The organism is Desulfobaculum sp. SPO524 (assembly GCF_044987625.1).
GTDB lineage: Bacteria > Desulfobacterota > Desulfovibrionia > Desulfovibrionales > Desulfovibrionaceae > Desulfobaculum.
Genome location: NZ_JBJDSB010000002.1, coordinates 346,536 through 368,158 on the forward strand (window position 1 = coordinate 346,536; position 21,623 = coordinate 368,158).

A 21,623-nucleotide genomic window follows, 5' to 3' on the forward strand; every position below is an offset into this window, starting at 1 on the left:
CGTCTATCCTTATATCTCGGCGTGGAGCCGAGGCCGAAGTCAGCGTATGGCAGGGGCAGGCACGCAGCCGCCTTGGGGGTGCGCAACGCGCCAAACAGCGCAAGCAGGACCTGCGCCAATATTCGACCGGATGTGCGGGGAGAAAAGTCGCTTGAGAGAAGCTCAAGGCAGAGAATTCCGCGTGAGCGCAGCGGCGTGAATGCCGCAGCCTCATGAGCCGGTGAGTGCGATGAAAAGAAATACCCGCACTTGCTTAAAGAGTCCAGCCGTTCCGGCTGCGCTCCGGTGAATTGGGCATATCGAGAGAGCCATCGTGCGATGAAGCGCACAGAGAAGGACGCCAAATGGCGTCCTTTTTTTGTGTCTTACGTTTGGATGGCGTGGTCGTAACGCTGGGTTCGAGAGTTAGCTCCGCTGGCTTAAGGGCGTTGCCCTTAAGAATCCCAAGGTTTTTGGGTCTGGAAGCCAGCCCCAAAAAAGGGGGTGGGGGCGTTGCCGGGCGTGGGGACAGTGGCCCGCACCGCTCAGGGCTGGCGTGGGGGCGTGATTGCAGCCGTGTGGGGTGGGAGGGACGTGGCGTATGAAGAGGATTCTTAAGGATGAAATCCTTAAGCCTGCGGAGCACAAAACGGGTGGCCGAGCCGGCGTGGTCGTAACGCTGGGTTCAAGAGTTAGCTCCGCTGGCTTAAGGGCGTTGTCCTTAAGAATCCCAAGGTTTTTTGGTCTGGAAGCCAGCCCCAAAAAAGGGGGTGGAGGCAATGCCGGACGTGGGGACAGTGGCCCGCACTGCTCAGAGTTGGCGTGGGGGCGTGATTGCAGCCGTGTGGGGTGTGAGGGACGTGGCGTATGAAGAGGATTCTTAAGGATGAAATCCTTAAGCCTGCGGAGCAAAAACGAGTGTGGCGTTGTCGACGTGGTCGTAACGTCAGCTCCCCAAAAAAAATGAACCACTGCACATCTGTACAGGGACGCGTCGTCATTGTGGCGGCGCTTTTTTATTGTGCGCGCCGAACGAGGGGGCGGAGCACAGGTTGCGCCTGCGCAGTGTGTAACGGCGCGCTGGCGGCGCCCCCGGAGGGCTGAGCGAATCCGCGCGGGGAGTCCGGGCGGCAGAGAGGAGAGGAGAATGGTTCAAGCAGTATGTGAGGGCATTTGCGCGACGCTTGCGGACGGCCTGCCGGGACTGCGGACTGTGGTGGAGTACGGCGCCCAAGGCGACATGGAAACGCCTCTTGCCGTGGTCCGGCTGACGGATATGGAACACGCCGGAGACCCTGAGGACGGAATGGAGCGCGTGTGGGTGCAGTGCCGCTGGGACGTGTTCCTTGTTGTGGCGAAGGACTCCGCTTTGGACGCGGCGCAGATGCGGCGTGAATTGCGGCAGATGAGTGCGGCGGTTGCCGCGCTGGTCCACGGCAACCGCTTTGGGGTGCAGGCCATGCCTGCGCGGTTTGTGAAGGTTGAGGCGGATGTGCCTGCTCCTGTTGGAACTGATGCCGCCTGCTGGCGTGTGGAATTCGAGCAGGACATCCCTCTGGGCGAAAGCGTGTGGGGCGGCGAGGGCGTCCCCGTCCAGACCGTTTTGGTTTCGTTCTCGCCACGCATCGGGCTGGAGCACAAAGACAACTATACAGAGGTCACCGATGGACTTTCGCGTCTCTGATATGGAGCGGCGGCTTGCGAGCCTTGTGCAGGTCGGCACTGTCGCTGAGGCGGATTATGGCGCGGCGCGGGTGCGCGTCGGCCTTGGCGGGGCCGTGTCGGATTGGTTGCCGTGGCTCACGCTCCGCGCCGGGGGCGACCGGACGTGGTGGGCGCCTGAGGTTGGCGAGCAAGTCATCGTCCTCGCGCCGTCCGGGGATACTTCGCAAGGGGTTGTGCTGGGGAGCATTTTCCAGTCCGCGCATCCCGCGCCTGCGGCGTCCCCGGATGTTGACCGCCATGTCTACGGCGATGGGGCTGTTGTTGAATACGACCGCAGCGCCCACAGGCTGCGCGCGGTCATCCCCGGCGACATAGTGGCCGAGGCGGCGCAGGACGTGACTGTGCAGGCGGGCGGCGAGGTAAACGTCTCGGCCGGGAGCGCCGTGAAGGTCACCGCGCCGCAGATTACCCTGAGCGGCAATATTTTTCTGAACGGTCCTCTGACGCAGGGCGGCGGCTCCGGCGGTGGCAACGCCACTTTGAAGGGCGACCTGCATGCTGATGGCGACATTACCACGGACGCGGATGTCCGCGCGGCGGTGTCGCTGAATGGACACGTTCATCCATGCCCGCATGGCGGCGAAACCGGAGGACCGAAGTAATGCGCGGTGTTGATGCGAAATCGGGGGGCACGTTGTCCGGCCTTGAGCATGTGCGGCAGTCCGTGCGCGATATTTTGACCACGCCTGTGGGCTCGCGCGTGATGCGCCGGGAGTATGGCTCCCGCCTGCCCCGGCTGGTGGATGCGCCGATGACTGGTGAGACGCTGGTGGAGCTTTACGCCGCCACGGCAGAGGCCCTTGCCCGCTGGGAGCCTCGGCTGCGGGTGGAGCGCGTCAGCGCGCGTGAGGCCGGAGCGGGGCACGTGGCGATTGATGTGCAGGGCACCTACCTGCCGGACGGCAAACCCGTGACCATGGAGGGAATCATCATATGAGCGGTTTTTCGGACATTGACCTGTCGCGCCTTGCCGCGCCGCAGGTGGTGCAGGACCTGAGCGCGGAGGGCGTGCTGGCCGAAATGCTGGCGGAGTTCCACGCGCGGCACCCGGAGCATACGGCGCTTGTGGAGTCCGACCCGGCCTACAAGATTCTGGAAGTTGCGGCCTACCGCGAGGTGCTCCTGCGCCAGCGCGTAAATGACGCGGCCCGCAGTGTGATGCTGGCCTATGCCGCCGGAAGCGACCTTGACCAGCTTGCCGCGTTGGTGCCGCTCCAGCGCAAGATGGTGGACCCCGGCGCCCCGGACGCTTATCCGCCCGTGCCGCCGACGTGGGAGGGCGACGACGAGTTTCGCCGCCGCATCCAGCTTGCGCCGGAGGGCTTTAGCGTGGCGGGGCCGGACCGGGCGTATGTGTTCCATGCCCTGACGGTGCCGGATGTGCGCGACGCGGCTGTGAGCAGCCCCGCGCCCGGCGAGGTCGTGGTCCATGTGCTGGGCCGTGAAGGCGATGGAACGCCGGACCCTGCCGTGCTGTCTGCAGTGGAGAACGTGCTTGGGGCGGCGGAAACGCGCCCGCTGACGGACTCTGTCTCCGTGCAGGCGGCGGAGGTGGTGCCGTATGCCGTGCGTGCAACCCTTGCCATTCAGCCCGGCCCCAGCGCCGAAGCCGTGCACGATGCGACCCTTGCGGCCATGCAGGCCGTGGCTGAGGCAGGCCATGTGCTGGGCGCGGGCATGCCGCTGTCCAAGGTCTATGCGGCCTTGCAGGTGGAGGGCGTTGCGCGTGTGACGTTGGACGAGCCTGCCGCCAATGTCGCGTGCGCGGCGCATCAGGCTGCGCATTGTACGGGCGTGAAGCTGGAGGTGGAGCGTGTCTAGGCATCTCTTGCCGCCGCATTCCACCGCCACGGAGCGGGCGCTGTCCGAAGCGGTGGCGCGGCTGTCCGACGTGGGCGTTCCGCTGCGTTCGGTGTGGCGTCCTGACGAGTGCCCGGAACCTTTGCTGGCGTGGCTGGCGTGGGCGCTGTCCGTGGATGCGTGGGACGAAAGCTGGACCGAAGCGCAGAAGCGCGAAGCCATCCGCGCCGCCGTGTGGGTGCACCGCCACAAGGGCACGCGTGGCGCCGTGGACCGGGCGGTCCGCGCCCTCGGCTACCGGGTGCGCATCCGCGAGTGGTGGGAGGAAACCCCGCAGCGTGAGCCGTATACCTTCGCCATTGAGGTGGAGGTGGACGACCGGGGCGTGGACGCGAACCTCTACGGCATGCTGACGCGTGTGGTGGAGGCGGCGAAGAACACGCGCTCGCACCTTCGCGGCTTTGATGTTGTGAGTACCGCGCGCGGGAGCGCCCATGCTGGCGGCGCGTTGCAAACCGGCGGAACGTTGCAGGTCTACGCGTGGCGTCCGGAGGACGTGACGCAGGAGGCTGCGGTCCATGCCGCAGCGGGGCTGCACACCTTTTTGGCAATAACCATACAACCCTAGCGAGGAAGAAATGGCCAAGGACTTCTTTGTCATCCTCACCGAGACGGGCCGGGCGAAACTGGCGAATGCCGTGGCGCTTGGACACACCGTCTCCCTGACGCACTGCGCCGTTGGCGACGGTGCGGGGCAGCAGGTGACACCGGACGCGGCGCAGGACGCGCTGGTCCGCGAGACGTACCGCGCCCAGCTGAACACGCTGGAAACGGACCCGGACAACCCGGCGTACATCGTGGCCGAACTGGTCATCCCGTCCGAGCAGGGCGGCTGGACCATCCGCGAGGCAGGCGTCTTTGACGCCGATGGCGATCTGTTCGCCGTGGGCAACCTGCCCGAAACCTATAAACCGCAGATTGCCGAAGGCTCTGCCGCGGAACTGCGCGTGCGCCTTGTGCTGGAGGTGAGCAACACCGCCGCCGTGGAACTGAAAGTAGACCCGACGGTGGTGCTGGCAAGCCGCAGTTATGTGAACGAACAGATTGTGGAAGTCCGCTCCCTGCTGGAAACCCACACCACCCGCACCGACGACCCCCACCACACCATCCCCGAAGGCGGCGAGCCGGGCCAGGTGCTGATGCGTGGGGCGGATGGGGCCCTCTCGTGGGACTCTGTCGCCGGGGTGCCTGTGGGGCAGTTGTGCTTCTCCACAACGGCCAAACCGCTGCCCGGTACGGTCCCCGTCAACGTGAAGCAGAAGTTCCTGCTGGGCACCTACCCGCAGCTTGAAGAATGGGTCCGCGATAGCGGAACCTTCCTCACCTCGGAAGCAGACTGGGACGCCGAGGCGGACGCGCAGGAAGGCACGTGCGGCAAGTACTGCCTGACCAAATCGCACCTTATCCTGCCGTGTTATCGGCACTATTTTGCGTCGGCGCAGGATGGTGTTGAAGGCAAGGGTGTTGGTGAGTGGGTTGGTGATGCGATTCGGAATCATGGGCACGAGCTACATGCAAGTGGGCACAATGCAAATCAGAAGAGTCCAGCAGGGCGCTATTTAGCATATGGCTCTACAGCCAAATTTAGGTCTGACTGTAATGTCAAGATGTCAGACAGGGCTATTCGAAATGTTAATGGCACTACCGTCGCCGAAGAAAACCGCCCCAAAACCTCTTATCTCCTCCCCTGCATCAAGGTGGCCGATGTCGCCATTAATGCTGCGCAGGTTGATTTGAGCGGTGTTGCCTCACACATCGGCAATATGGGCGATCCCCATCAGACCCTTCCTGATGGTGGCGAAGCTGGTCAGGTTCTGATGCGCCAGAATGATGGCTCTGTCTCGTGGGGAAGTGTGGCGGGTGTGCCCGTGGGGCAATTGTGCTGGTCCTCGCTCGGTGTCCCCCTGCCCGGAACGGTCCCCGCCAACGTCAAACAGAAGTTCCAACGCGGCCTGTATCCGCAGCTGGACGAGGCCGTCCTTGCCGCCGGGAACTACCTGACCGACGAGGCCGCGTGGGACGCGGAAGCGTCGGCGCAGGACGGCTCGTGCGGGCGATACTGTGTGACGGCGGAGCACATCATTTTGCCGTGTGTGCGGCACTATGTTGGTGCGGCGAGGCCGGGGGAAGTTGGGAAAGATGTTGGGGATTGGCTAACGGATGAGTTGAAATTTCATACTCATCGTATGACGACTCTGGATGGACTAGGTCATTCAGAAGGACCTTCTATTGAACACGGTATGAATGTGAATGCTCCGTACCGTGACGAATCCGCGCTAGAGGCGACAGGAGGCGACGAAACCCGCCCCAAGACACTCTACGCCTTACCCTGCATCAAGGTCGCCGACGTCGCAGTGAACGCCGCGCAGGTGGACCTGATTGCAATAGCTGACCAAGTGGCGGCGATTAATGGGAACAAGGTGGACAAGTCGGAGTGGGTGGAACTGGTGCCGGGGCGGGCTTGGCAAATGCCAAACGGTCTAATTTCCCAAATCATTCTTGGTGGAGAAAGCACGAACGAGAGTGACGTTTCTGTGACGTTCCCTGTCGCGTTCCCAACGGTCTGCATGGGGGTGTGGGCGCAGCTCGAATATACTGGGACTGCCCACAACTTTGAGGGTGGGTATCAGGTTAAAAGCAAAACCCAAACTGGCGCCGTATTCTACCTGAATTTATTTAACACAGCCAAACAAGGCTCGGTAGCTCCACGCATTTATGCAATCGGTTACTAAGGAGGCACTATGATTTTATACAGTCCTTCCCAAAATGGTTTTTATGCCCCTGCACTGCACGGCAACAACATACCCGTCGACGCCGTAGAAATCACCGCTGCCGAGCACCGCGCTCTGCTCGACGCACAGTCACGCGGCAAGCTCATCCAACCCGACGCCAACGGTCGCCCCGTCGCCGTGGAGCCGCCCCCGCTGCCCGAACCCACCCCGGCCCAACTCGCCACACAGGCCCGCGCCGAGCGGGACCGCCTTATGCGTGAGGTGTACGACCCTGCCGTGATGCAGCTCCTGCGCAAGCGTCGTGTGCTCTCGTCCGCGTCGGAAGACGTCGCTGGGATTGATGCGCAGCTTACCGAATGGGACGCCTACGCCGATGTGCTGGAGGTTGTGCCCGATCAACCCGGTTTCCCAAATTCCATCGAGTGGCCCGAAGCTCCGTCGGATTCTGTGGTGTCTGGCGCTGAGGGTGGTGGTGTGTCTTGTGAGTCTGAATCTGAACCTGCAACCAGTGAGGTCTAAGTAATGCCTGAACAGTTTCTGCATGGCGTGGAAGTCGTCGAGATTGACGGTGGTCCCCGTCCCATTCGTACCGTGAAAAGCTCCGTTATCGGCATCGTGGGCACGGCTCCGGATGCCGACGCCAGCGTCTTTCCTCTGAATACCCCTGTTCTCGTCGCGGGGAACCGCCGCGAGGCCGCCAAGCTGGATACCGTGGGTGATGGCGCGGGCACACTGCCTGCCGCCATGGACGGCATCCTTGATCAGTCCGGCGCCATGGTTGTGGTGGTGCGTGTGGACGAGGGCGCGGACGACGCCGCGACCATGACCAACGTGGTCGGCGGCGTGGACGAAACCACCGGGCAGTACATGGGCGTGCAGGCCCTGCGCGCCAGCGCGTCTGTCCTTGGCTTCACCCCGCGCATTCTGCTCGCTCCCGGCTTCACGCATCAGCGCGCCGAGGATGCGGACAATCCCGGTTCCTTCCTTAAGAACCCTGTCGCCGCCGAGTTGGAAGGCATTGCCGAGCGTTTGCGCGCCGTGGTTATCGTGGATGGCCCGAACACCAACGACACCGACGCCATCGCCGCCATGGGCGACTTTGGCACCGCCCGCGTGTTCATGGTGGACCCGTGGGTGAAGGTCTACCGCGACGGCGAATACGTTGCCGAGCCTGCATCCGCCCGTGTGGCAGGCATGATTGCCCGTTCCGACAACGACCGCGGCTTCTGGTGGTCGCCCTCTAACCAGCAGGTGATGGGCATCTCCGGCACCGCGCGCCCTGTGGACTTCACCCTTGGTGACGTCAACTGCCGCGCCAACATGCTGAACGAGAAGAATGTCGCCACCGTCATCAACGAAGGCGGCTACCGCCTGTGGGGCAACCGCACCGGATGCACCGATCCGAAGTGGTCCTTCCTGTCCGTGCGCCGCACGGCGGACATGATCAACGAGTCCATCCTCGCCGCGCACCTGTGGGCCGTGGACCGGAACATCACCAAAACCTACGTGGACGACGTGGTGGAAGGCGTGAACGCCTACCTGCGTCACCTTGAGGCCGTGGGCGCTATCCTTGGCGGCAAGTGCTGGGCGGACCCGGAGCTGAACACGCCCGATCAGGTGCAGCAGGGCAAGGTGTACTTCGACTTTGACTTCACGCCCCCGTACCCGGCAGAGCACGTCACGTTCCGCAGCCATCTGGTCAACGACTACATTGAGGAGGTCTTCAACTAATGCCCGCAGAGAACATCCTGAAAAACTTTGCCCTGTTCGTGGACGGACGCGGCTACGTCGGCGAATGCAAGGAACTCCAGCTTCCCGCGCTGAGCCTTGTCACCGAGGACTACCGCGCTGGCGGTATGGACACCTCCATCGCCATTGATATGGGCATGGAGAAGATGGAAGCCACTTTCACCCTGTCCAAGCAGTGCGAGCACATCCTCGGCAGCTTTGGCGTTGTCCAGAACAGCGGCATCCAGCTCACCGCCCGCGGCGGCCTGCAGAGCATGGACGGCGCGGTGACCCCCGTCGTCGTGCAGATGCGCGGCACAGTCACCAAGATTGAGGACGGCGCGTGGAAGCCCGGCGAGGCCGCCACACTGTCCCTGACGGTGGCGCTGACCTACTACAAGCGCGAGCAGGGCGGCAAAACCCTGCACGAAATTGACGCCCTGAACATGAAGCGCGTCATCGGCGGCAAGGACCAGCTGAAGGAACTTCGCGACGCCTGCGGCATGTAGGCAGCCGCGCGGCGTTGCATAAGGACGCCAGGGAGCCTGCGCGGGTATGACCTTGCGCGGGCTTCCGCTTTGTGCGGCTCAATGTGAGGGCGCTTGCACGGCGCAAAGGCATACAGGGAGACGATATGAGCAAGGAACGGATTACGCTGGATCATCCGGTGACGTGGCAGGGGCAGGAGATTGCGGCGCTGGACATGCGCCGCCCCAAGGTGCGCGACGTGGCCGCCAACGAGGAGCGCAAGGGCACGGACGTGCAGAAGGAAATCAGCCTGTTTGCGGACCTGTGCGAAGTGTCCGTCGACGTGCTGGAAGACATGGACATGGCGGACTACCGCAAACTCCAGCAGGCGTACACGGGTTTTTTGTCGTAGACGCCGAGACCGCCCGGCGCGGCGTACTGGCCCTTGCGTATTACACGGGCTGGAGCCGCGCCGAGCTCTTCGGCATGGAAGTGGAGGAACTTATGATGTGGATGTCATATCTCCCAAAAGATGAACGGGGCAGGGCGTAATGCGGGGCAGCACAGCAGGTGTTATCCGGTTTGGCCTTGTTCCGGACGCCTCCTTTAAGGCCGTGAGCCAAGACTTCGCGAACAGTGCGGCCCTTGTTTCCCGGGCGCATCGGCGCGTTGTGCGACAGCTGCGGTCCACAAAGGCGCCCGGCGGTGCAAGGCCGAAGCAGGCGCGCAGGACGTCCGGCGGCGCTGGCGCGGGGCAAGCCCCCGGTGCGAGTGCTGCAGCTCCCGCTTCCGCAGGAGGTACGGGCGGCTCTGGCCTTGGCTCGGCGCTCGGCACGGCGGGGGCGCAGGCCGCCCAACTTGGCGCGGCGCTCGGCGGCGCGTGGAACCATGCGAAGACGCTTGGCGCCGCGCTCACAAACTCCAACCGTGAAATGACGCGTCTGTCCAATCAGGCAGCGTCTCTTGGCTTCTCCACCGAGGGGCTGGCCGCGTGGAATGGCCTTGGCGCGGAAATGGGCCTGACTTCGGACCAGATTGGCAGCGTTGCCAGTGGCCTGCAAGCCACGATGGCCCAGCTGGAACAGGGCGGCGCGGCGGCGCAAGGGGCGAAGGAGAGCCTTGGCGCCCTTGGCCTGTCCTTTGCCGACCTGAAAGCCATGTCGCCGGAGGAGCGCCTGCAGCGTGTGTCCGAAGGTCTGCGGACGCTGGGCGATACGCAGCAGGCTGTGGACATTGCGGAAACGCTGGTGGGTGACAGTGGCGGCGAACTTGTCGCGGGCCTGTCGGAGCGCACCAAGAGCGTTGGCGAATTGCTTGCCACCCAGAAGGAACTGAACGTGGTGTCCGAGGCAGGCCGAAGCGGCGCGAAGAGGTACACGGCCGCTTTTGGGCGGTTTAGTACTGTGGTGTCGTCGGTGACGGGCGAGCTGTTTGGCGTCATCGGTGGCGCGTTGGCTCCGCTGCTCAATGAATGGGGCCCGAAGCTGGCCCAGTGGGCGCGCGAAAACCGCAGCGAGTTCGGCAAAATTGGCGAAGCCGTGGCGCAGTTTGCCAGCGGCGCGGCCAAGGCGTTCTCCGTTGTGGCGGGCTGTGTGACGTGGGCGGCGGATGCCGTTGGCGGGTTCGAGAACCTTGCCATGGTGCTGGGCGCTGTGCTGGCGGGGAAAACCGTGATGAGCGTGGTGTCCTTTGGTTCGTCGCTGATGTCCATTGGGAATGTGATGTCGGGCATCGCGGGGCGGGTGTTCCCGCTGCTGGTCTCTGGCATCAAGGCCGTGGGTATCGCCTTTGCGGCCAACCCTATCGGATTCGTCATTACGGGCATCACGCTGGCTGTTGTGCGGCTGATCACCATTTGGGATGACCTGAAAAAGGCCTTCACCGAGGGCGGATTCCTTGGCGCTGTGGGGCGCTTTTTCTCCCTCGGCGGCGATGACGACGATGAGGAGGACGAGGGCGTCAAACGGGCAAAGCCCGTCCAGCGTACGAGGGAGCCACAGCGGTTTGCCCCGGCGACACGTGCGTCTGTTCCCGCGTCCGCGCCGCGCGCCGTCCCTGCTGTGCCTGCTGTTCCTGCCGCCGCTGGCGCAGGCGCGGCCCAAGCGCAGGTGACGCAGCACATTGATTCCATCAACATCTATGCGACGCCGCAGCAGTCGGTTCACGACATCGCGGAAGCGGTGCTGCGACGGCTGGATGAACGCAGCCGCGTGGCGCGGCGGCGGGCGCTACACGACGGGTAGGGCTTATGTCGAAGAGTATTATGAAGCTCGGTGACTACACGTTTTCCGTGAATACGGCCGCGCCTGGGCGTTTGTCGCGTTCCACGGCGTATCGCTGGGGCGCGCAGGAGCGCCATGGACGGGAAGCGGCGCTGCAGTACCTTGGGCCGGGCGCGGACAGCGTCAGCATCTCCGGTGTGGTGTATCCGCACTTCCGGGGCGGGCTTTCGCAGGTGGAGGCCCTTCGCGCCGAGGCGGGGCAGGGGAGGCCGCTGCTATTCGTGGACGGGCAAGGGGGCATCCATGGCCGCTGGGTGGTGGAGAGCGTAGACGAAACCCGGCAGGAACTCTTCCCGGACGGGACGCCGCGCCGTATGGAATTCACCCTGAAGCTCAAGTTCTATGGAGGGACCGATGTGGTACCGCACAAAGGACGGTGACATGGTGGACGCCATCTGCCACCGGCATTACGGCCGGACGGCGGGCGTTGTGGAGGCGGTGCTGGAGGCGAACCCCGGCCTTGCGGATGAGGGGCCGGTCCTCGCGGCGGGTGTGGCAATTCTTTTGCCCGACCTGCCGGACCCGGAGCCTGATGAAGGAGTGAGCCTGTGGGACTAGCACGCGACACGTATGCGCCGGTGTTCCGCGTGGAGGCCGGCGGTGAGGACATCACCGCTGTCATCCGCGAGCGGCTGATTTCGCTGTCCATCACCGATGAGGCGGGGATGCAATCCGATGCGCTGTCGCTGACACTCTCCGACGGGGCGCCGCATGTGGTGCTTCCCACCACGGGCGCGGAACTGCGCGTGTGGCTCGGCTATGGCGACAGCGCGCAATATATGGGGCTGTATGTGGTGGATGGCGTGACGCTGTCCGGCCCGCCGCAGGTGCTGAGCATTACCGCCAGCGGTGCGCCCTTTGAGCGAAGCGGCATGTATACCCAGCTTCAGACCCAGCGCACCCGGTCATGGACGCCGGGGACGCTGGGCGAACTTGCACGGGTTGTGGCCGCCGAACATGGTCTAACGCCTGCCATAGCGGCGGAGGTTGCATGCCGCCGCCTTGGGCACATTGATCAGATTCGCGAGAGCGATATGAATCTTCTGACGCGGATTGCCGCGGAGATGGGCGTGCTGGCTAAGGTAGGCGGCGGCTTTCTCGTGCTGACGCCGAAGGCTGCGGGCAAGGCCGTAAGCGGCGCGCCGCTGGCACGGGTGCGCCTGACTCCCGGTGACGTGACAAGCTGGCGGGTGGAAATGGCCGAGCGCGGCGACTATCGCCGGGTGGTTGCCCAGTGGCGCGATACGGACAGTGCATGCGACCGCGAGGAGAGCGTTGGTGAAGGCGAACCCGTCTACCGTCTGCGCCATCCCTATGCCTCGCGCGATGCCGCAAAGCAGGCGGCGCGCGCAAAGCTGGAAGCCTTTCAGCGCGGGCGCGCCACACTGTCTCTCACTCTGCCGGGGCGTCCGGACCTGCGCGCTGAAGCGCAGGCCCGGCTTGAGGGGTTCCGCGAGGGCGTCAGCGGTGAATGGACCGTGACGAAGGCCGAACACAAGCTGGACAGCTCCGGCTACGTGACCAGCGTGGACGGGGAACAAGGGCAGGACGCTGCTACACCTGCTTAGGCGCAATGAACAGAGAGTGACGAACACGGGCCGCAGTGTTGCCGTTTGGCGATGCTGCGGCCCTTTTATATGGCGCGTTTGCGGCGGGTGGTGCTGCGGCGTTCTGAAGTGCGTGCGCCGGTGGGGAGGAGGGAAGGCGCTGGGGGATATTGGTTAAGGCGCCGGCAGGGTGAGAAAGGGGATATTCGGGGGCGCAGTAGAGGCAGGCGGCCCCGTTGTGCAGTGCGGCAACAGGGCGGAAAAACACCGCTTCCGCCAGAGAATTGACGGTAAAAAGTTCGATATTGCGTTGACAATAGTGCCAGAGTCTGGCGTGTATACTTTCGGAACGCCACGTGGGCGCCGCCACCAGAAGGTGGCGGATGGAAAAAGCCTTGCAGAGGCGGCCGCAAAAACGCGTAGCCGCTTTTTCATGATCATATGAATGATCATGATTATAAAATGCAATGCGATCAAACAGTGTGCCGAGATGTCGGGGCGGGGCGCTGTTGCATTGGGGGCCGGAAGGCGGCGGGTGGAGCTGTACCGCGCTGGTAAAGGTCGTTTCCCCGGCGCATTCGTGCAGAAAAGGGGGGCTGAGTCCCCTGTGAATTGCGCACTCTTTGAGGAGAAGACAAGTGTATTCGTTTCGGTCAATTAAAGGGAAAATTGTTCTATGGTCGGGGCTGTGCCTTGCCGCGTCCATTTTGGTGATCATTGGGTACACTACGTACACCACGCGGCAGGAGGCCCTGAAGGACGCCCTGCGGCAGGCAGAGGACCAAGCCACCGTTGAGGCGCTGAAGATTAAAAGCCGCTTTGAGGTGGGCCTTGATGCCGCGCGCACGCTGGCGCAGAGCTATCAGGGCATGCGCGAAACCAACCAGACGCCCTCGCGCGATGAGATGAGCGGCATGCTCCGTACGGTTGCCGCGGGGAACGAGGCGCTGCTTGGCGCGTGGACCGTGTGGGAGCCGGACGCGCTGGACGGCGCGGACGCCGAGCACAAGCACTATGACAAGGGGCACGACTATACGGGCCGCTTTGTGCCGTACTGGAACAAGGTTGGCGGCCTGCACCTTGAGCCGTGCGGTGACAGCTATCTCGATCCCGAGCGCGCGGGGTGGTACCTCAAGCCCCTGCGTTCGGCGACGGATACGGTTTCCAAGCCTGTTATGTACAACATTGGCGGCAAGCGCCGCATGGTGGTGACTCTTGGCTCCTCCATCCGCGTGAACGGCAGGCCCGTTGGCGCGGTGGGCGTGGACCTGCCTGTGGACTTCCTGCAGCAGATTGCGGACTCCATGACTCTGCTCGGTACGCGCGCCATGGTGACGCTGGTCAGCCATGCCGGGACCATTGCCGCGCAGACGGACAAGCCCGACCTTGCGGGCAAGCAGGTGACTGAAGTCTTTACCCATCCGGACAAGGTGTTGCGCAGTCTTGCGCGCAACGAGGTCTACCGCAATTTCAGCGAGGGCTATTATGACCTTGTGGTGCCAGTGACCCTTGGCTCCAGCAGCGACCGCTGGGGCGTTGGCATCTCCGTGCCGGAAAAATTGATTTACGAGCAGGCCAACGCCATGGCCCTGCACTCCGCGATGATCGGTATTGGCTGCCTGCTGCTGGCCGTTATCGTCCTGTGGGTAGTGGCTGGCATCATTGCACGCCCCCTTAAGGTAACCGCCGCCGCAGTGAACAGCATTGCCGAGGGCGACCTTGACGTGCGTCTCGACGCCGAAGGCCGTGACGAGGTGGCTGGCGTGCAAAGCGCGGTGAATGTGATGGCGGAGAAACTGCACCAGAATATGGCCGACATTGAGCGCCAGATGAGCATTGCCGAGGAGAAGTCCCGCCAGGCCGAGCACGCGACGCAGGTTGCCGAAGAGGCTCGCCAGCAGGCGGAAAAAGCCAAGGCCGAGGGCATGCTGCAGGCCGCGGAAAAGCTGGAGCGTGTTGTGGAGCGCATTTCGACGGCGATGGAGGAAATCTCCGCCCAGTCCGAGGAAATGCGTAAGGGCACCGAGCTGCAGCGCGACCGCGTGCAGTCCACATCCACCGCCATGGAAGAGATGAACGCCACGGTGCTGGAAGTGGCCCAGAACGCCGGCGATGCCGCAGACCACAGCGTCAGCGCCCGCGACACCGCGCGCGAGGGGCAGGACGTGGTTGGCAAATCCATCGACGCCATGGCGACCACCAAACGCCAGACCGAGCGTCTGCGCAGCGCCATGGATAATTTGGATTCGAAGGCCAAGGGCATCGGCAATATCATGAACGTGATTGAAGACATTGCCGACCAGACCAACCTGCTGGCCCTCAACGCCGCCATTGAGGCCGCGCGCGCTGGCGAAGCGGGCCGAGGTTTTGCCGTTGTCGCGGACGAGGTGCGCAAGCTGGCTGAAAAGACCATGACCGCCACCAAGGAGGTCGGCTCCTCCATTGAGTCCATCCAGAAGGTGGCGCACGGCAATATTGCGTCCATGGAGGCGGCGGAGCAGGACCTTGAGCGGGCTGTGGAGTTTGCCAATAAGTCCGGCGAGGTGCTGGAAAAGGTCGTGATGGGCGTGGAGGCATCCTCTGGACAGATTCAGGGTATTGCCACCGCCGCGGGCCAGCAGTCCGCCGCCAGTGACGAGATTAACCGTTCCATTGAGGAAATTAACCAGATAACCAACGACACCGCGCAGAGCGTTGAGGAAACCGTCCTTGCCCTGCGCGAGATGGCGGAACAGTCCTCCGGACTGGCGTCCCTCATCCGCGAGTTGAAGGACGATTCGCAGGCAAGCCGCTAGGCGCTGTGGATTGTGATACTGCAAGGCCTCCGCGATGTGTCGCGGGGGCCTTGTTCTGCCCTGTCTTGACGTTGGCGCGCGGCTCTTTTGGCGACGCAGATGTGGGGCGCGGCTTTGGCGCCGCCAGCGCGCTGTGAGGGGCATTTTTCCGTCCCCGCACGCCGAAATGCAGGGGCGAAAGGTTTGCATGCAGGCGTTTTTCGTTTATGGACGCGGGGAACAAGGCCGCAAGGCGTCGCTTCGTGAAGCGCGGCGGGGTCGTTCCACACCCGGCGAAACCACGTTTGGACGCGTCTGTATTGGTTTGTAGCGAAGAGTAAGATAGAAAGAAAATCAGCATGTTGCGCGCGCTTTGCGCCCTGCGCCGTACCGGTGGGCTGGCCCATGGTGCGGGAAGGGGACAGCGCGGCACCGTGCAGAGTGTAAGGGAGTTGCAATGCAGATTCGGAAGTTTCCTCTTGGTCCATACCAAACGAATGGGTACCTGCTGTCCGAGGACGGCAAAGCTGTGGTAGTCGACCCCGGCGATAATTCCCCGCGCCTGTCCAGCATCCTGCGTGAAGAGGGGCTTGAGCTGACGCACATCCTCATTACGCATATTCACATTGACCACTTCTACGGCGCGCCGAAGCTGGCCGCCGAAACCGGGGCCAAAGTGTTGGCCAGCCCCAAGGATTCCGTCCTCGTCGCGGAGGAACTCCGCAACGCCGGCGAGTCCGGCTACCCCCGCCTGAAGGAAAAGTTCGTGTACGAGCCGCTTCATACGGGCACGCACCAGTTCCTTGGCCGCCCGTGCCACGTGCTGGCAACGCCCGGCCACACTCCGGGGAGCTTGACCTTCCATTTTGAGGACGACGGCGTCGCCTTTGTGGGTGACCTTATCTTTGCCGGCTCCGTTGGCCGCGCGGATTACACAGGAGGCAACGCCAAGGCGCTGTTTACCTCCATTGAGTCCAACATCTTCACTATGGCGGAAGCCACGGTGCTCTATCCCGGCCACGGTCCGCTGACCACCGCCGGGGATGAAAAGGCGCACAACCCGTTCTTTCGGGGACGTCGCCGCTAGGGGTTTTTGAGCCTACGCCGCCCGCCCCGCAGGCTCGCGGCACAAAACGCCATACATCAAGGCGCGAATTCCGGAGGAGTTTCGGAATTCGCGCCTTGTTTTTTGCGGGTGTGGCGGTGCGTGGCGCGCTGCGTAGCGCACGGAAGCGGTGGGGCTGTGATGCCAGCTATCCTAGCTCCACTTGTCGGCGGCTTTCTCCACCAAGTGGCGGTGTTCGGGCAGCACATAACAGCGGAAGATCTGGCGGTAGTACTTCATGGTCTTGGCGGTGCCGGCACGTTTGTCCAGAGCGCCGGTTTTGACGTCTTCAAGGATGTACTTGGAGACCATGAGGGCGACATCGTTGAAGTCCTCGGCCATATCCTTGGTGATAAAGCCGTCCTCCACACAGTCGTTCAGCATGATGAAACTGCGGGAGTAGAGGTTGTTGATGTCGTATATTTTGTTGAAGGGCGCGGGGGCGTCCTTGACGATGCGCTCGGGGAACAGCTCGTAGTATTGGCGGGTGTATTCTTCGAGCTTGTCGTTGCCGTGGGTGAAGAACAGCAGTTCGTATATCTCGGGGTTGGCAAGGGAATACACCGTAAAGCATTTACAGATGGCCATGTACCGCTCAATGGAGTCTTCGCACTTGTTGACGTAGTGCGGGATGGCCTCGTGGTATTCCTCAAGGTAGGTCATGGTCGCCAGGAAGACCAGATGCGGCAGGTTCTCAAAATAATTGTACAGCGTGGCGCTGGCGTAGCCTGCGATATCAGCAGCCCTGCGGATGGTGACGGCCTCTATGCCTTCCTCTTGGATAATCTGGTTGGCCGCGTCGATGAAGTATTTCATCACGCGCTGTTGTTTAATCTTTGCCTTGTCGTTGGTTTGTCGCATGCTTTCCCTTTTGTTTGGCACCGAATGCGTCTGGTGCATGTTCGCTTCGAAGGACAGAGACAAGCGGAGAAGCATCGCAGTTCCGGGGTCGATACTTTTCCATGGTCGGCGTGCGTTGCGCCCATGGTGTGTGGAAAAAAGGTGTATGGCGTACGCTGTATCCGCGCGCTGGCGCGGTGTGGTTCGTCTGCATCCCGCCGCAGGCTATGAACGTATACCACTTTTGGCGCTTCATACCAAAAAAAGATCACGATCATACGTCTGTCACGCCGCATCCGCGCCGGGACATCTGGCGCGCAAGACAACAGGGCGCCCTGCTGCGGAGCGCGCGACGTCTGTCAGGGGGCGACGTCGCACGCGGGCTGCGCCTGTGCCGGGCATGATGCCGGGTGCGTAAAGACGGAGTGGTGGTCCACGAGTGGGATGTCAGCATGGTGATGGCCCTGCGTGCCCCGCATGGTGTGTGGAACTGGCGGAGCAGGGGAGCAGCGCGATCGTAGGGCGCCCGCGCTCTCTCGGTCAGGGTGGGGCTGCCGTGTTCTCTCGCCCACACGGTGCCCGGCATCACAACCTGCTGGAATATAGCCGACTTGATATTCCGTTTCGGCCCGAAAGTCAATCGTAGCGCATTGCTGTCATCATGAAAACCTATGCGCAATAATGCGCAAGGTCGCCGCTTGATGTCGCCTGTATCCTGTCAGCAGTGGAATTTTTGCGCACGCAGTATGTCCTGCGCAAGGCGTTTTGGCCGTGTGTGAAGCGTTTCGTAACGCTCCGGATGGATATTCTGTCATCTATAAGACGCTTTGCGTTATGGCGATGCATGCCGCTGGCGTGCACATCGGTCATGATTCCGACCGGATGCGGGGCGATATTGGCGTGTGGGTGAGAAGGGCCGTGCTGCGGGAGCGGGGCCGTGCGTAGCAGGGTATAATCACGATTAGTAAATTTACCGTGATTGTGTTTGTGGTGCGTTTTGTCACGAATCGGACAATCTTGAAGGAAAGTATATTATTCCAAGTGTTTATAGCAAATACCTGCGTCCGCATTCTCCCCCTCAAAATGGTGGCATACCGACCACGCTGGAAAAACTGCCAAAAAATGATTTTGGATAACACCCCGGATTCTTTGTTTTTCAATTCAAAAAACCCGCCGATGAACGTGGTTATAAAAAAAATGTGATTGCAAAATGATCGCGATCATGCAAATTTTCACGAGCGCGGCGACGGGAGATTGTCTGGAAATGGACAACCGCACCGCGAGGAGCAAACCATTTGAAAACACGAGCGTATCGTAGGGCACCACTCTCAACGCTTCATTGGTAGCGGTGATCTTGGATCAGAACTCGTGCGGTTTTCGCCTCCAGATTGACAACGTGGGCGGCAACGCCGCCACAGCCATGTGCCGGATGGAACTTCCCGGGATGTGTTGAATGGCGAACAGGGCGCAAGAGGGCGTGTGGAACACGCGCGCAGGCCATATGTGCAGGCGCGCGAGCCCGAAGCGGGCCGTTCGAAATTCATCCGTATCCATGGAGGGTGGCGCGAATGCGCCAACAGACGGAAGCAGGCCGCGTTGTCCTCCCGATGTCGCAAGCTGCTGCTGTAAGAGGGGCGCATCACAAAAGCCCCGTGCGGCAACGCGTGTTTTATGCGGTGTAATGCTCATGTCGGGTTGGAACGCAAGGCCTTTAGGGGCAGGGGCATTCGCCTGTCAGGGGGAGCTGGTAGCACATCCGCGGAGGGTCATGGCTTGGCATGGGCGCATGCGTGCATGACCGGCAATCATGCCGCGGGGCCGTGGGGCTGGCTTCAGGAACATTTTTCAATTGCAGTTGGAGATCTACCGGATGGGTACTGAACAAGGGAAATCAATCAAGATTGATCCGAAAGTCTTTTTTCCGTCGCTGATCATAGTCGGCATCCTGTGCTACTTGACTGTTCGCGACCTCGAGGCGGCGAACAAGGTCATCAACTCTCTCTTCCACTACGTCACCCACTCTTGGGGCTGGGCGTTTGAGTGGTACATGATCGTTATGCTGGCTGGCTGGGCATGGCTGGTCTTTGGCCCCTGGAAGCATAACAAGCTGGGCGACCCGGACGAGGAACCCGAATTCAGCACGGCGAGCTGGGTGTTCCTGCTGTTCGCGTCCTCCACGTCCGCTGCCGTTCTGTTCTGGGGTTCCTATGAGGCCTACTGCTACGTGGCCACGCCGCCCTTTGGCTTTGAACCCTTCTCCGTCACGGCGCAGGAATACGGCCTTGCCTACAGCCTGTTCCATTGGGGCCCGCTGCCCTGGGCCGGTTACGGGTTCTTTACCGTTGCCTTCGGCTACTTCCTGTTCGTGAAGAAAATCAACGTCATCCGCCCCAGTGGTACCCTCGCCCCCCTTATCGGCGAAAAGAACTGCAAGGGCATCATCGGTACCGTCATCGACAATATGTATATTGTCGGTCTCATCCTCGCCATGGGCACCAGCCTTGGTCTGGCCACGCCGCTGGTGACCGAGTGCATGCAGTACCTCTTTGGCATTGAGCACACCCTTGGTCTGGACGCCTCCATCATTGCCGCGTGGATTGTCTTTAACGCCATCTGCGTTGCCTGCGGTCTGCAGAAGGGCATCAAGTTCGCCTCCGACCTGCGCAGCTACCTGACCATTGCCATTTTGCTGTGGGTGCTGGCTCTGAGCGGTACCACTTTCATCGCCAACTACTTCACCGACTCCGTGGGCGTGCTGCTCGACAAGTTCGGCCGCATGCTGTTCTACACCGACACCATCGGTGGTGGCGGCTTCCCGCAGGGTTGGACCGTGTTTTACTGGGCTTGGTGGGTCATCTACGGCATCCAGACCTGCATCTTCCTTGCCCGTATCTCCCGCGGACGCACCGTCCGTCAGGTCTGCGTCGGCATGGTTTCCGGCCTGACCATCACCACGTGGTTCATGTGGACCGTTCTGAGCGGCAACACCATGGACCTCATCCACAAGGGCGCACTGGACCTGACCACGTTGGTCGCCGAGCACGGCGCACCGCGCGCTGTTATCGAAACGTGGGCCGCGCTGCCGCTGAGCACCGTGACCATCGGCGCCTTCTTCATCCTGTGCTTTGTGGCGACCGTTACCCTGATTAACGCCTGCTCCTACACGCTGGCCATGTCCACCTGCACCGAGGCCGACGGCTACAGCGAGCCTCCGGTTTGGGTCCGTGTCGGCTGGTCCATCCTCGTGGGCGTCATCGGCGTGACCCTGCTGGCTCTTGGCGGCCTGAAGCCCCTGCAGACGGCCATCATTGCCGGCGGTTGCCCGCTCTTCTTCGTCAACCTCATGATCATTACGTCCTTCATTAAGGATGCAAAGAAGCGGAACTGGTAAGTTCCCTAGTGATACCAGGTAGATAAAAAGAAAACTCAAGGAGAATCCACATGGATTTCAAGCTTTCTGATGAACAGGAACTGTTTGTAGCTGGCGTACGCGAGCTGATGGAGCGCGAAAACTGGGAAGCCTACTTCGCAGAGTGCGACGAAAAGCACGTGTACCCCGAGCGCTGGGTTAAGGAACTGGCCGACCTCGGCATCGACACCATGCTGCTGCCCGAAGAGCACGGTGGAATGGAAGCAGGCATGGTCACCCTGGCCGCCATCTGGGAAGAGCTGGGCCGCCACGGCGCACCCACCTACGTTCTGTACCAGCTGCCCGGCTTCGGCACCATTCTGCGCTACGGTACGCAGGAGCAGATCGACAAGATCTTTGCCTTCCGCGGCACCGGTAAGCAGATGTGGAACTCCGCCATCACCGAGCCCAGCGCCGGCTCCGACGTGGGTAGCCTGAAGACCACCTACACCCGCAAGAACGGCAAGGTGTACCTGAACGGCCACAAGTGCTTCATCACCAGCAGCGCCCATTGCCCCTACCTCGTTGTGATGGCCCGTGACTCCGAGTCCGAGAAGCCTGTCTTCTCTGAGTGGTTCGTGGACATGAGCCTGCCGGGCATCAAGCTGAACCCCCTCGACAAGCTGGGCCTGCGCATGGACAGCTGCTGCGAAGTCATCTTCGACAACGTTGAGCTGGAAGAGAAGGACCTCTTCGGCACCGAAGGCAACGGCTTCAACCGCGTGAAGGAAGAGTTCGACGGCGAGCGTTTCCTCGTGGCCTGCACCAACTACGGCGTGGCCTACTGCGCCTTTGAGGACGCCGCCAAGTACGCCAACCAGCGCGTGCAGTTCGGCGAAGCCATCGGCCGCACCCAGCTGATTCAGGAAAAGTTCGCCCACATGGCCATCAAGCTGAACAGCATGAAGAACATGATCTACGAAGCCGCATGGAAGTGCGACAACGGCACCATGTCTTCCGGCGACGCCGCCATGTGCAAGTTCTACTGCGCCAACGCCGCCTTTGAGGTTGTGGACGACGCCATGCAGATTCTCTGCGGCATCGGCATCACCGGCCACCGCGTGGGCCGCTTCTGGCGCGACCTGCGTGTTGACCGCGTTTCCGGCGGCTCTGACGAGATGCAGATCCTGACCCTTGGTCGTTCTGTGCTCAAGCAGTACCGCTAGGCGACTGG

At 62.1% G+C, this 21,623-nt stretch carries 19 protein-coding genes; 18 read left to right on the forward strand and 1 reads right to left on the reverse strand.

Annotated features, from left to right (window positions below; genetic code table 11):
* The first annotated feature begins 1,126 nt into the window (after positions 1 to 1,126).
* The 16 genes from ACI3L3_RS07190 to ACI3L3_RS07265 all read left to right on the forward strand — a co-directional run bounded on the left by ACI3L3_RS07190 (position 1,127) and on the right by ACI3L3_RS07265 (position 16,182).
* The gene (locus tag ACI3L3_RS07190) at positions 1,127 to 1,663 is read left to right on the forward strand and encodes a hypothetical protein (RefSeq protein WP_404844428.1); all 537 of its coding nucleotides are present in this window, start codon (positions 1,127 to 1,129) and stop codon (positions 1,661 to 1,663) included.
* Positions 1,644 to 2,306, forward strand: coding sequence for a phage baseplate assembly protein V (locus ACI3L3_RS07195; RefSeq protein WP_404844429.1), 663 nt, complete (start codon positions 1,644 to 1,646; stop codon positions 2,304 to 2,306). The genes ACI3L3_RS07190 and ACI3L3_RS07195 overlap by 20 nt, the downstream gene beginning before the upstream one ends.
* Entirely contained in the window at positions 2,306 to 2,641 is a 336-nt protein-coding gene (locus tag ACI3L3_RS07200) for a GPW/gp25 family protein (protein ID WP_404844430.1), read from the forward strand. The genes ACI3L3_RS07195 and ACI3L3_RS07200 overlap by 1 nt, the downstream gene beginning before the upstream one ends.
* The gene (locus ACI3L3_RS07205; protein ID WP_404844431.1) at positions 2,638 to 3,525 is read left to right on the forward strand and encodes a baseplate J/gp47 family protein; all 888 of its coding nucleotides are present in this window, start codon (positions 2,638 to 2,640) and stop codon (positions 3,523 to 3,525) included. The genes ACI3L3_RS07200 and ACI3L3_RS07205 overlap by 4 nt, the downstream gene beginning before the upstream one ends.
* Entirely contained in the window at positions 3,518 to 4,132 is a 615-nt protein-coding gene (locus ACI3L3_RS07210; protein WP_404844432.1) for a phage tail protein I, read from the forward strand. The genes ACI3L3_RS07205 and ACI3L3_RS07210 overlap by 8 nt, the downstream gene beginning before the upstream one ends.
* 10 nt (positions 4,133 to 4,142) lie before the next feature.
* Positions 4,143 to 6,296, forward strand: a complete 2,154-nt coding sequence (locus tag ACI3L3_RS07215; protein ID WP_404844433.1) for a phage tail protein — start codon at positions 4,143 to 4,145, stop codon at positions 6,294 to 6,296.
* A 9-nt stretch (positions 6,297 to 6,305) separates the two neighbouring features.
* On the forward strand, positions 6,306 to 6,815 hold the full coding sequence (locus ACI3L3_RS07220; protein WP_404844434.1) for a tail fiber assembly protein: 510 nt from the start codon (positions 6,306 to 6,308) through the stop codon (positions 6,813 to 6,815).
* Positions 6,816 to 6,818: 3 nt separating this feature from the next.
* The gene (locus ACI3L3_RS07225) at positions 6,819 to 8,027 is read left to right on the forward strand and encodes a phage tail sheath C-terminal domain-containing protein (RefSeq protein ID WP_404844435.1); all 1,209 of its coding nucleotides are present in this window, start codon (positions 6,819 to 6,821) and stop codon (positions 8,025 to 8,027) included.
* Entirely contained in the window at positions 8,027 to 8,533 is a 507-nt protein-coding gene (locus tag ACI3L3_RS07230) for a phage major tail tube protein (RefSeq protein WP_404844436.1), read from the forward strand. Before ACI3L3_RS07225 ends, ACI3L3_RS07230 begins: the two co-directional genes overlap by 1 nt.
* Positions 8,534 to 8,658: 125 nt before the next feature.
* Positions 8,659 to 8,904, forward strand: a complete 246-nt coding sequence (locus tag ACI3L3_RS07235; protein ID WP_404844437.1) for a phage tail assembly protein — start codon at positions 8,659 to 8,661, stop codon at positions 8,902 to 8,904.
* A gap of 520 nt (positions 8,905 to 9,424) precedes the next feature.
* Positions 9,425 to 10,735, forward strand: coding sequence for a hypothetical protein (locus tag ACI3L3_RS07240; protein ID WP_404844438.1), 1,311 nt, complete (start codon positions 9,425 to 9,427; stop codon positions 10,733 to 10,735).
* 5 nt (positions 10,736 to 10,740) lie between these two features.
* The gene (locus ACI3L3_RS07245) at positions 10,741 to 11,154 is read left to right on the forward strand and encodes a phage tail protein (RefSeq protein ID WP_404844439.1); all 414 of its coding nucleotides are present in this window, start codon (positions 10,741 to 10,743) and stop codon (positions 11,152 to 11,154) included.
* On the forward strand, positions 11,129 to 11,332 hold the full coding sequence (locus tag ACI3L3_RS07250; RefSeq protein ID WP_404844440.1) for a tail protein X: 204 nt from the start codon (positions 11,129 to 11,131) through the stop codon (positions 11,330 to 11,332). The genes ACI3L3_RS07245 and ACI3L3_RS07250 overlap by 26 nt, the downstream gene beginning before the upstream one ends.
* The gene (locus ACI3L3_RS07255; protein WP_404844441.1) at positions 11,323 to 12,342 is read left to right on the forward strand and encodes a phage late control D family protein; all 1,020 of its coding nucleotides are present in this window, start codon (positions 11,323 to 11,325) and stop codon (positions 12,340 to 12,342) included. The genes ACI3L3_RS07250 and ACI3L3_RS07255 overlap by 10 nt, the downstream gene beginning before the upstream one ends.
* A gap of 617 nt (positions 12,343 to 12,959) precedes the next feature.
* On the forward strand, positions 12,960 to 15,116 hold the full coding sequence (locus ACI3L3_RS07260; protein WP_404844442.1) for a methyl-accepting chemotaxis protein: 2,157 nt from the start codon (positions 12,960 to 12,962) through the stop codon (positions 15,114 to 15,116).
* A 436-nt stretch (positions 15,117 to 15,552) separates the two neighbouring features.
* Entirely contained in the window at positions 15,553 to 16,182 is a 630-nt protein-coding gene (locus ACI3L3_RS07265) for an MBL fold metallo-hydrolase (protein ID WP_404844443.1), read from the forward strand.
* Between the two features lie 171 nt (positions 16,183 to 16,353).
* On the opposite strand, the gene ACI3L3_RS07270 is transcribed toward ACI3L3_RS07265, so the two are convergent.
* Positions 16,354 to 17,061 carry a TetR/AcrR family transcriptional regulator gene (locus tag ACI3L3_RS07270; protein WP_404844444.1) on the reverse strand — a complete coding sequence of 236 codons (708 nt, stop codon included), beginning with the start codon at positions 17,059 to 17,061 and terminating at the stop codon, positions 16,354 to 16,356.
* Between the two features lie 1,849 nt (positions 17,062 to 18,910).
* Here ACI3L3_RS07270 and caiT point away from each other — a divergent pair.
* Together caiT and caiA are read left to right on the forward strand one after the other, a co-directional pair.
* Positions 18,911 to 20,431 carry an L-carnitine/gamma-butyrobetaine antiporter gene (gene caiT / locus ACI3L3_RS07275; RefSeq protein ID WP_404844445.1) on the forward strand — a complete coding sequence of 507 codons (1,521 nt, stop codon included), beginning with the start codon at positions 18,911 to 18,913 and terminating at the stop codon, positions 20,429 to 20,431.
* 50 nt (positions 20,432 to 20,481) lie between these two features.
* Complete coding sequence (caiA, locus tag ACI3L3_RS07280; RefSeq protein ID WP_404844446.1) at positions 20,482 to 21,615, forward strand: crotonobetainyl-CoA dehydrogenase; 1,134 nt, start codon at positions 20,482 to 20,484, stop codon at positions 21,613 to 21,615.
* The last annotated feature ends 8 nt before the right edge of the window (positions 21,616 to 21,623 follow it).

Coding starts and splice junctions, on each gene's coding strand:
- ACI3L3_RS07190 (WP_404844428.1), top strand. CDS start 1,127: ATGGTTCAAGCAGTATGTGAGGGCATTTGCGCGACGCTTGCGGACGGC.
- ACI3L3_RS07240 (WP_404844438.1), top strand. CDS start 9,425: ATGACGCGTCTGTCCAATCAGGCAGCGTCTCTTGGCTTCTCCACCGAG.
- ACI3L3_RS07205 (WP_404844431.1), top strand. CDS start 2,638: ATGAGCGGTTTTTCGGACATTGACCTGTCGCGCCTTGCCGCGCCGCAG.
- ACI3L3_RS07250 (WP_404844440.1), top strand. CDS start 11,129: ATGTGGTACCGCACAAAGGACGGTGACATGGTGGACGCCATCTGCCAC.
- ACI3L3_RS07195 (WP_404844429.1), top strand. CDS start 1,644: ATGGACTTTCGCGTCTCTGATATGGAGCGGCGGCTTGCGAGCCTTGTG.
- ACI3L3_RS07245 (WP_404844439.1), top strand. CDS start 10,741: ATGTCGAAGAGTATTATGAAGCTCGGTGACTACACGTTTTCCGTGAAT.
- ACI3L3_RS07215 (WP_404844433.1), top strand. CDS start 4,143: ATGGCCAAGGACTTCTTTGTCATCCTCACCGAGACGGGCCGGGCGAAA.
- ACI3L3_RS07220 (WP_404844434.1), top strand. CDS start 6,306: ATGATTTTATACAGTCCTTCCCAAAATGGTTTTTATGCCCCTGCACTG.
- caiA (WP_404844446.1), top strand. CDS start 20,482: ATGGATTTCAAGCTTTCTGATGAACAGGAACTGTTTGTAGCTGGCGTA.
- ACI3L3_RS07270 (WP_404844444.1), bottom strand. CDS start 17,061: ATGCGACAAACCAACGACAAGGCAAAGATTAAACAACAGCGCGTGATG.
- ACI3L3_RS07235 (WP_404844437.1), top strand. CDS start 8,659: ATGAGCAAGGAACGGATTACGCTGGATCATCCGGTGACGTGGCAGGGG.
- ACI3L3_RS07200 (WP_404844430.1), top strand. CDS start 2,306: ATGCGCGGTGTTGATGCGAAATCGGGGGGCACGTTGTCCGGCCTTGAG.
- caiT (WP_404844445.1), top strand. CDS start 18,911: ATGGGTACTGAACAAGGGAAATCAATCAAGATTGATCCGAAAGTCTTT.
- ACI3L3_RS07265 (WP_404844443.1), top strand. CDS start 15,553: ATGCAGATTCGGAAGTTTCCTCTTGGTCCATACCAAACGAATGGGTAC.
- ACI3L3_RS07225 (WP_404844435.1), top strand. CDS start 6,819: ATGCCTGAACAGTTTCTGCATGGCGTGGAAGTCGTCGAGATTGACGGT.
- ACI3L3_RS07230 (WP_404844436.1), top strand. CDS start 8,027: ATGCCCGCAGAGAACATCCTGAAAAACTTTGCCCTGTTCGTGGACGGA.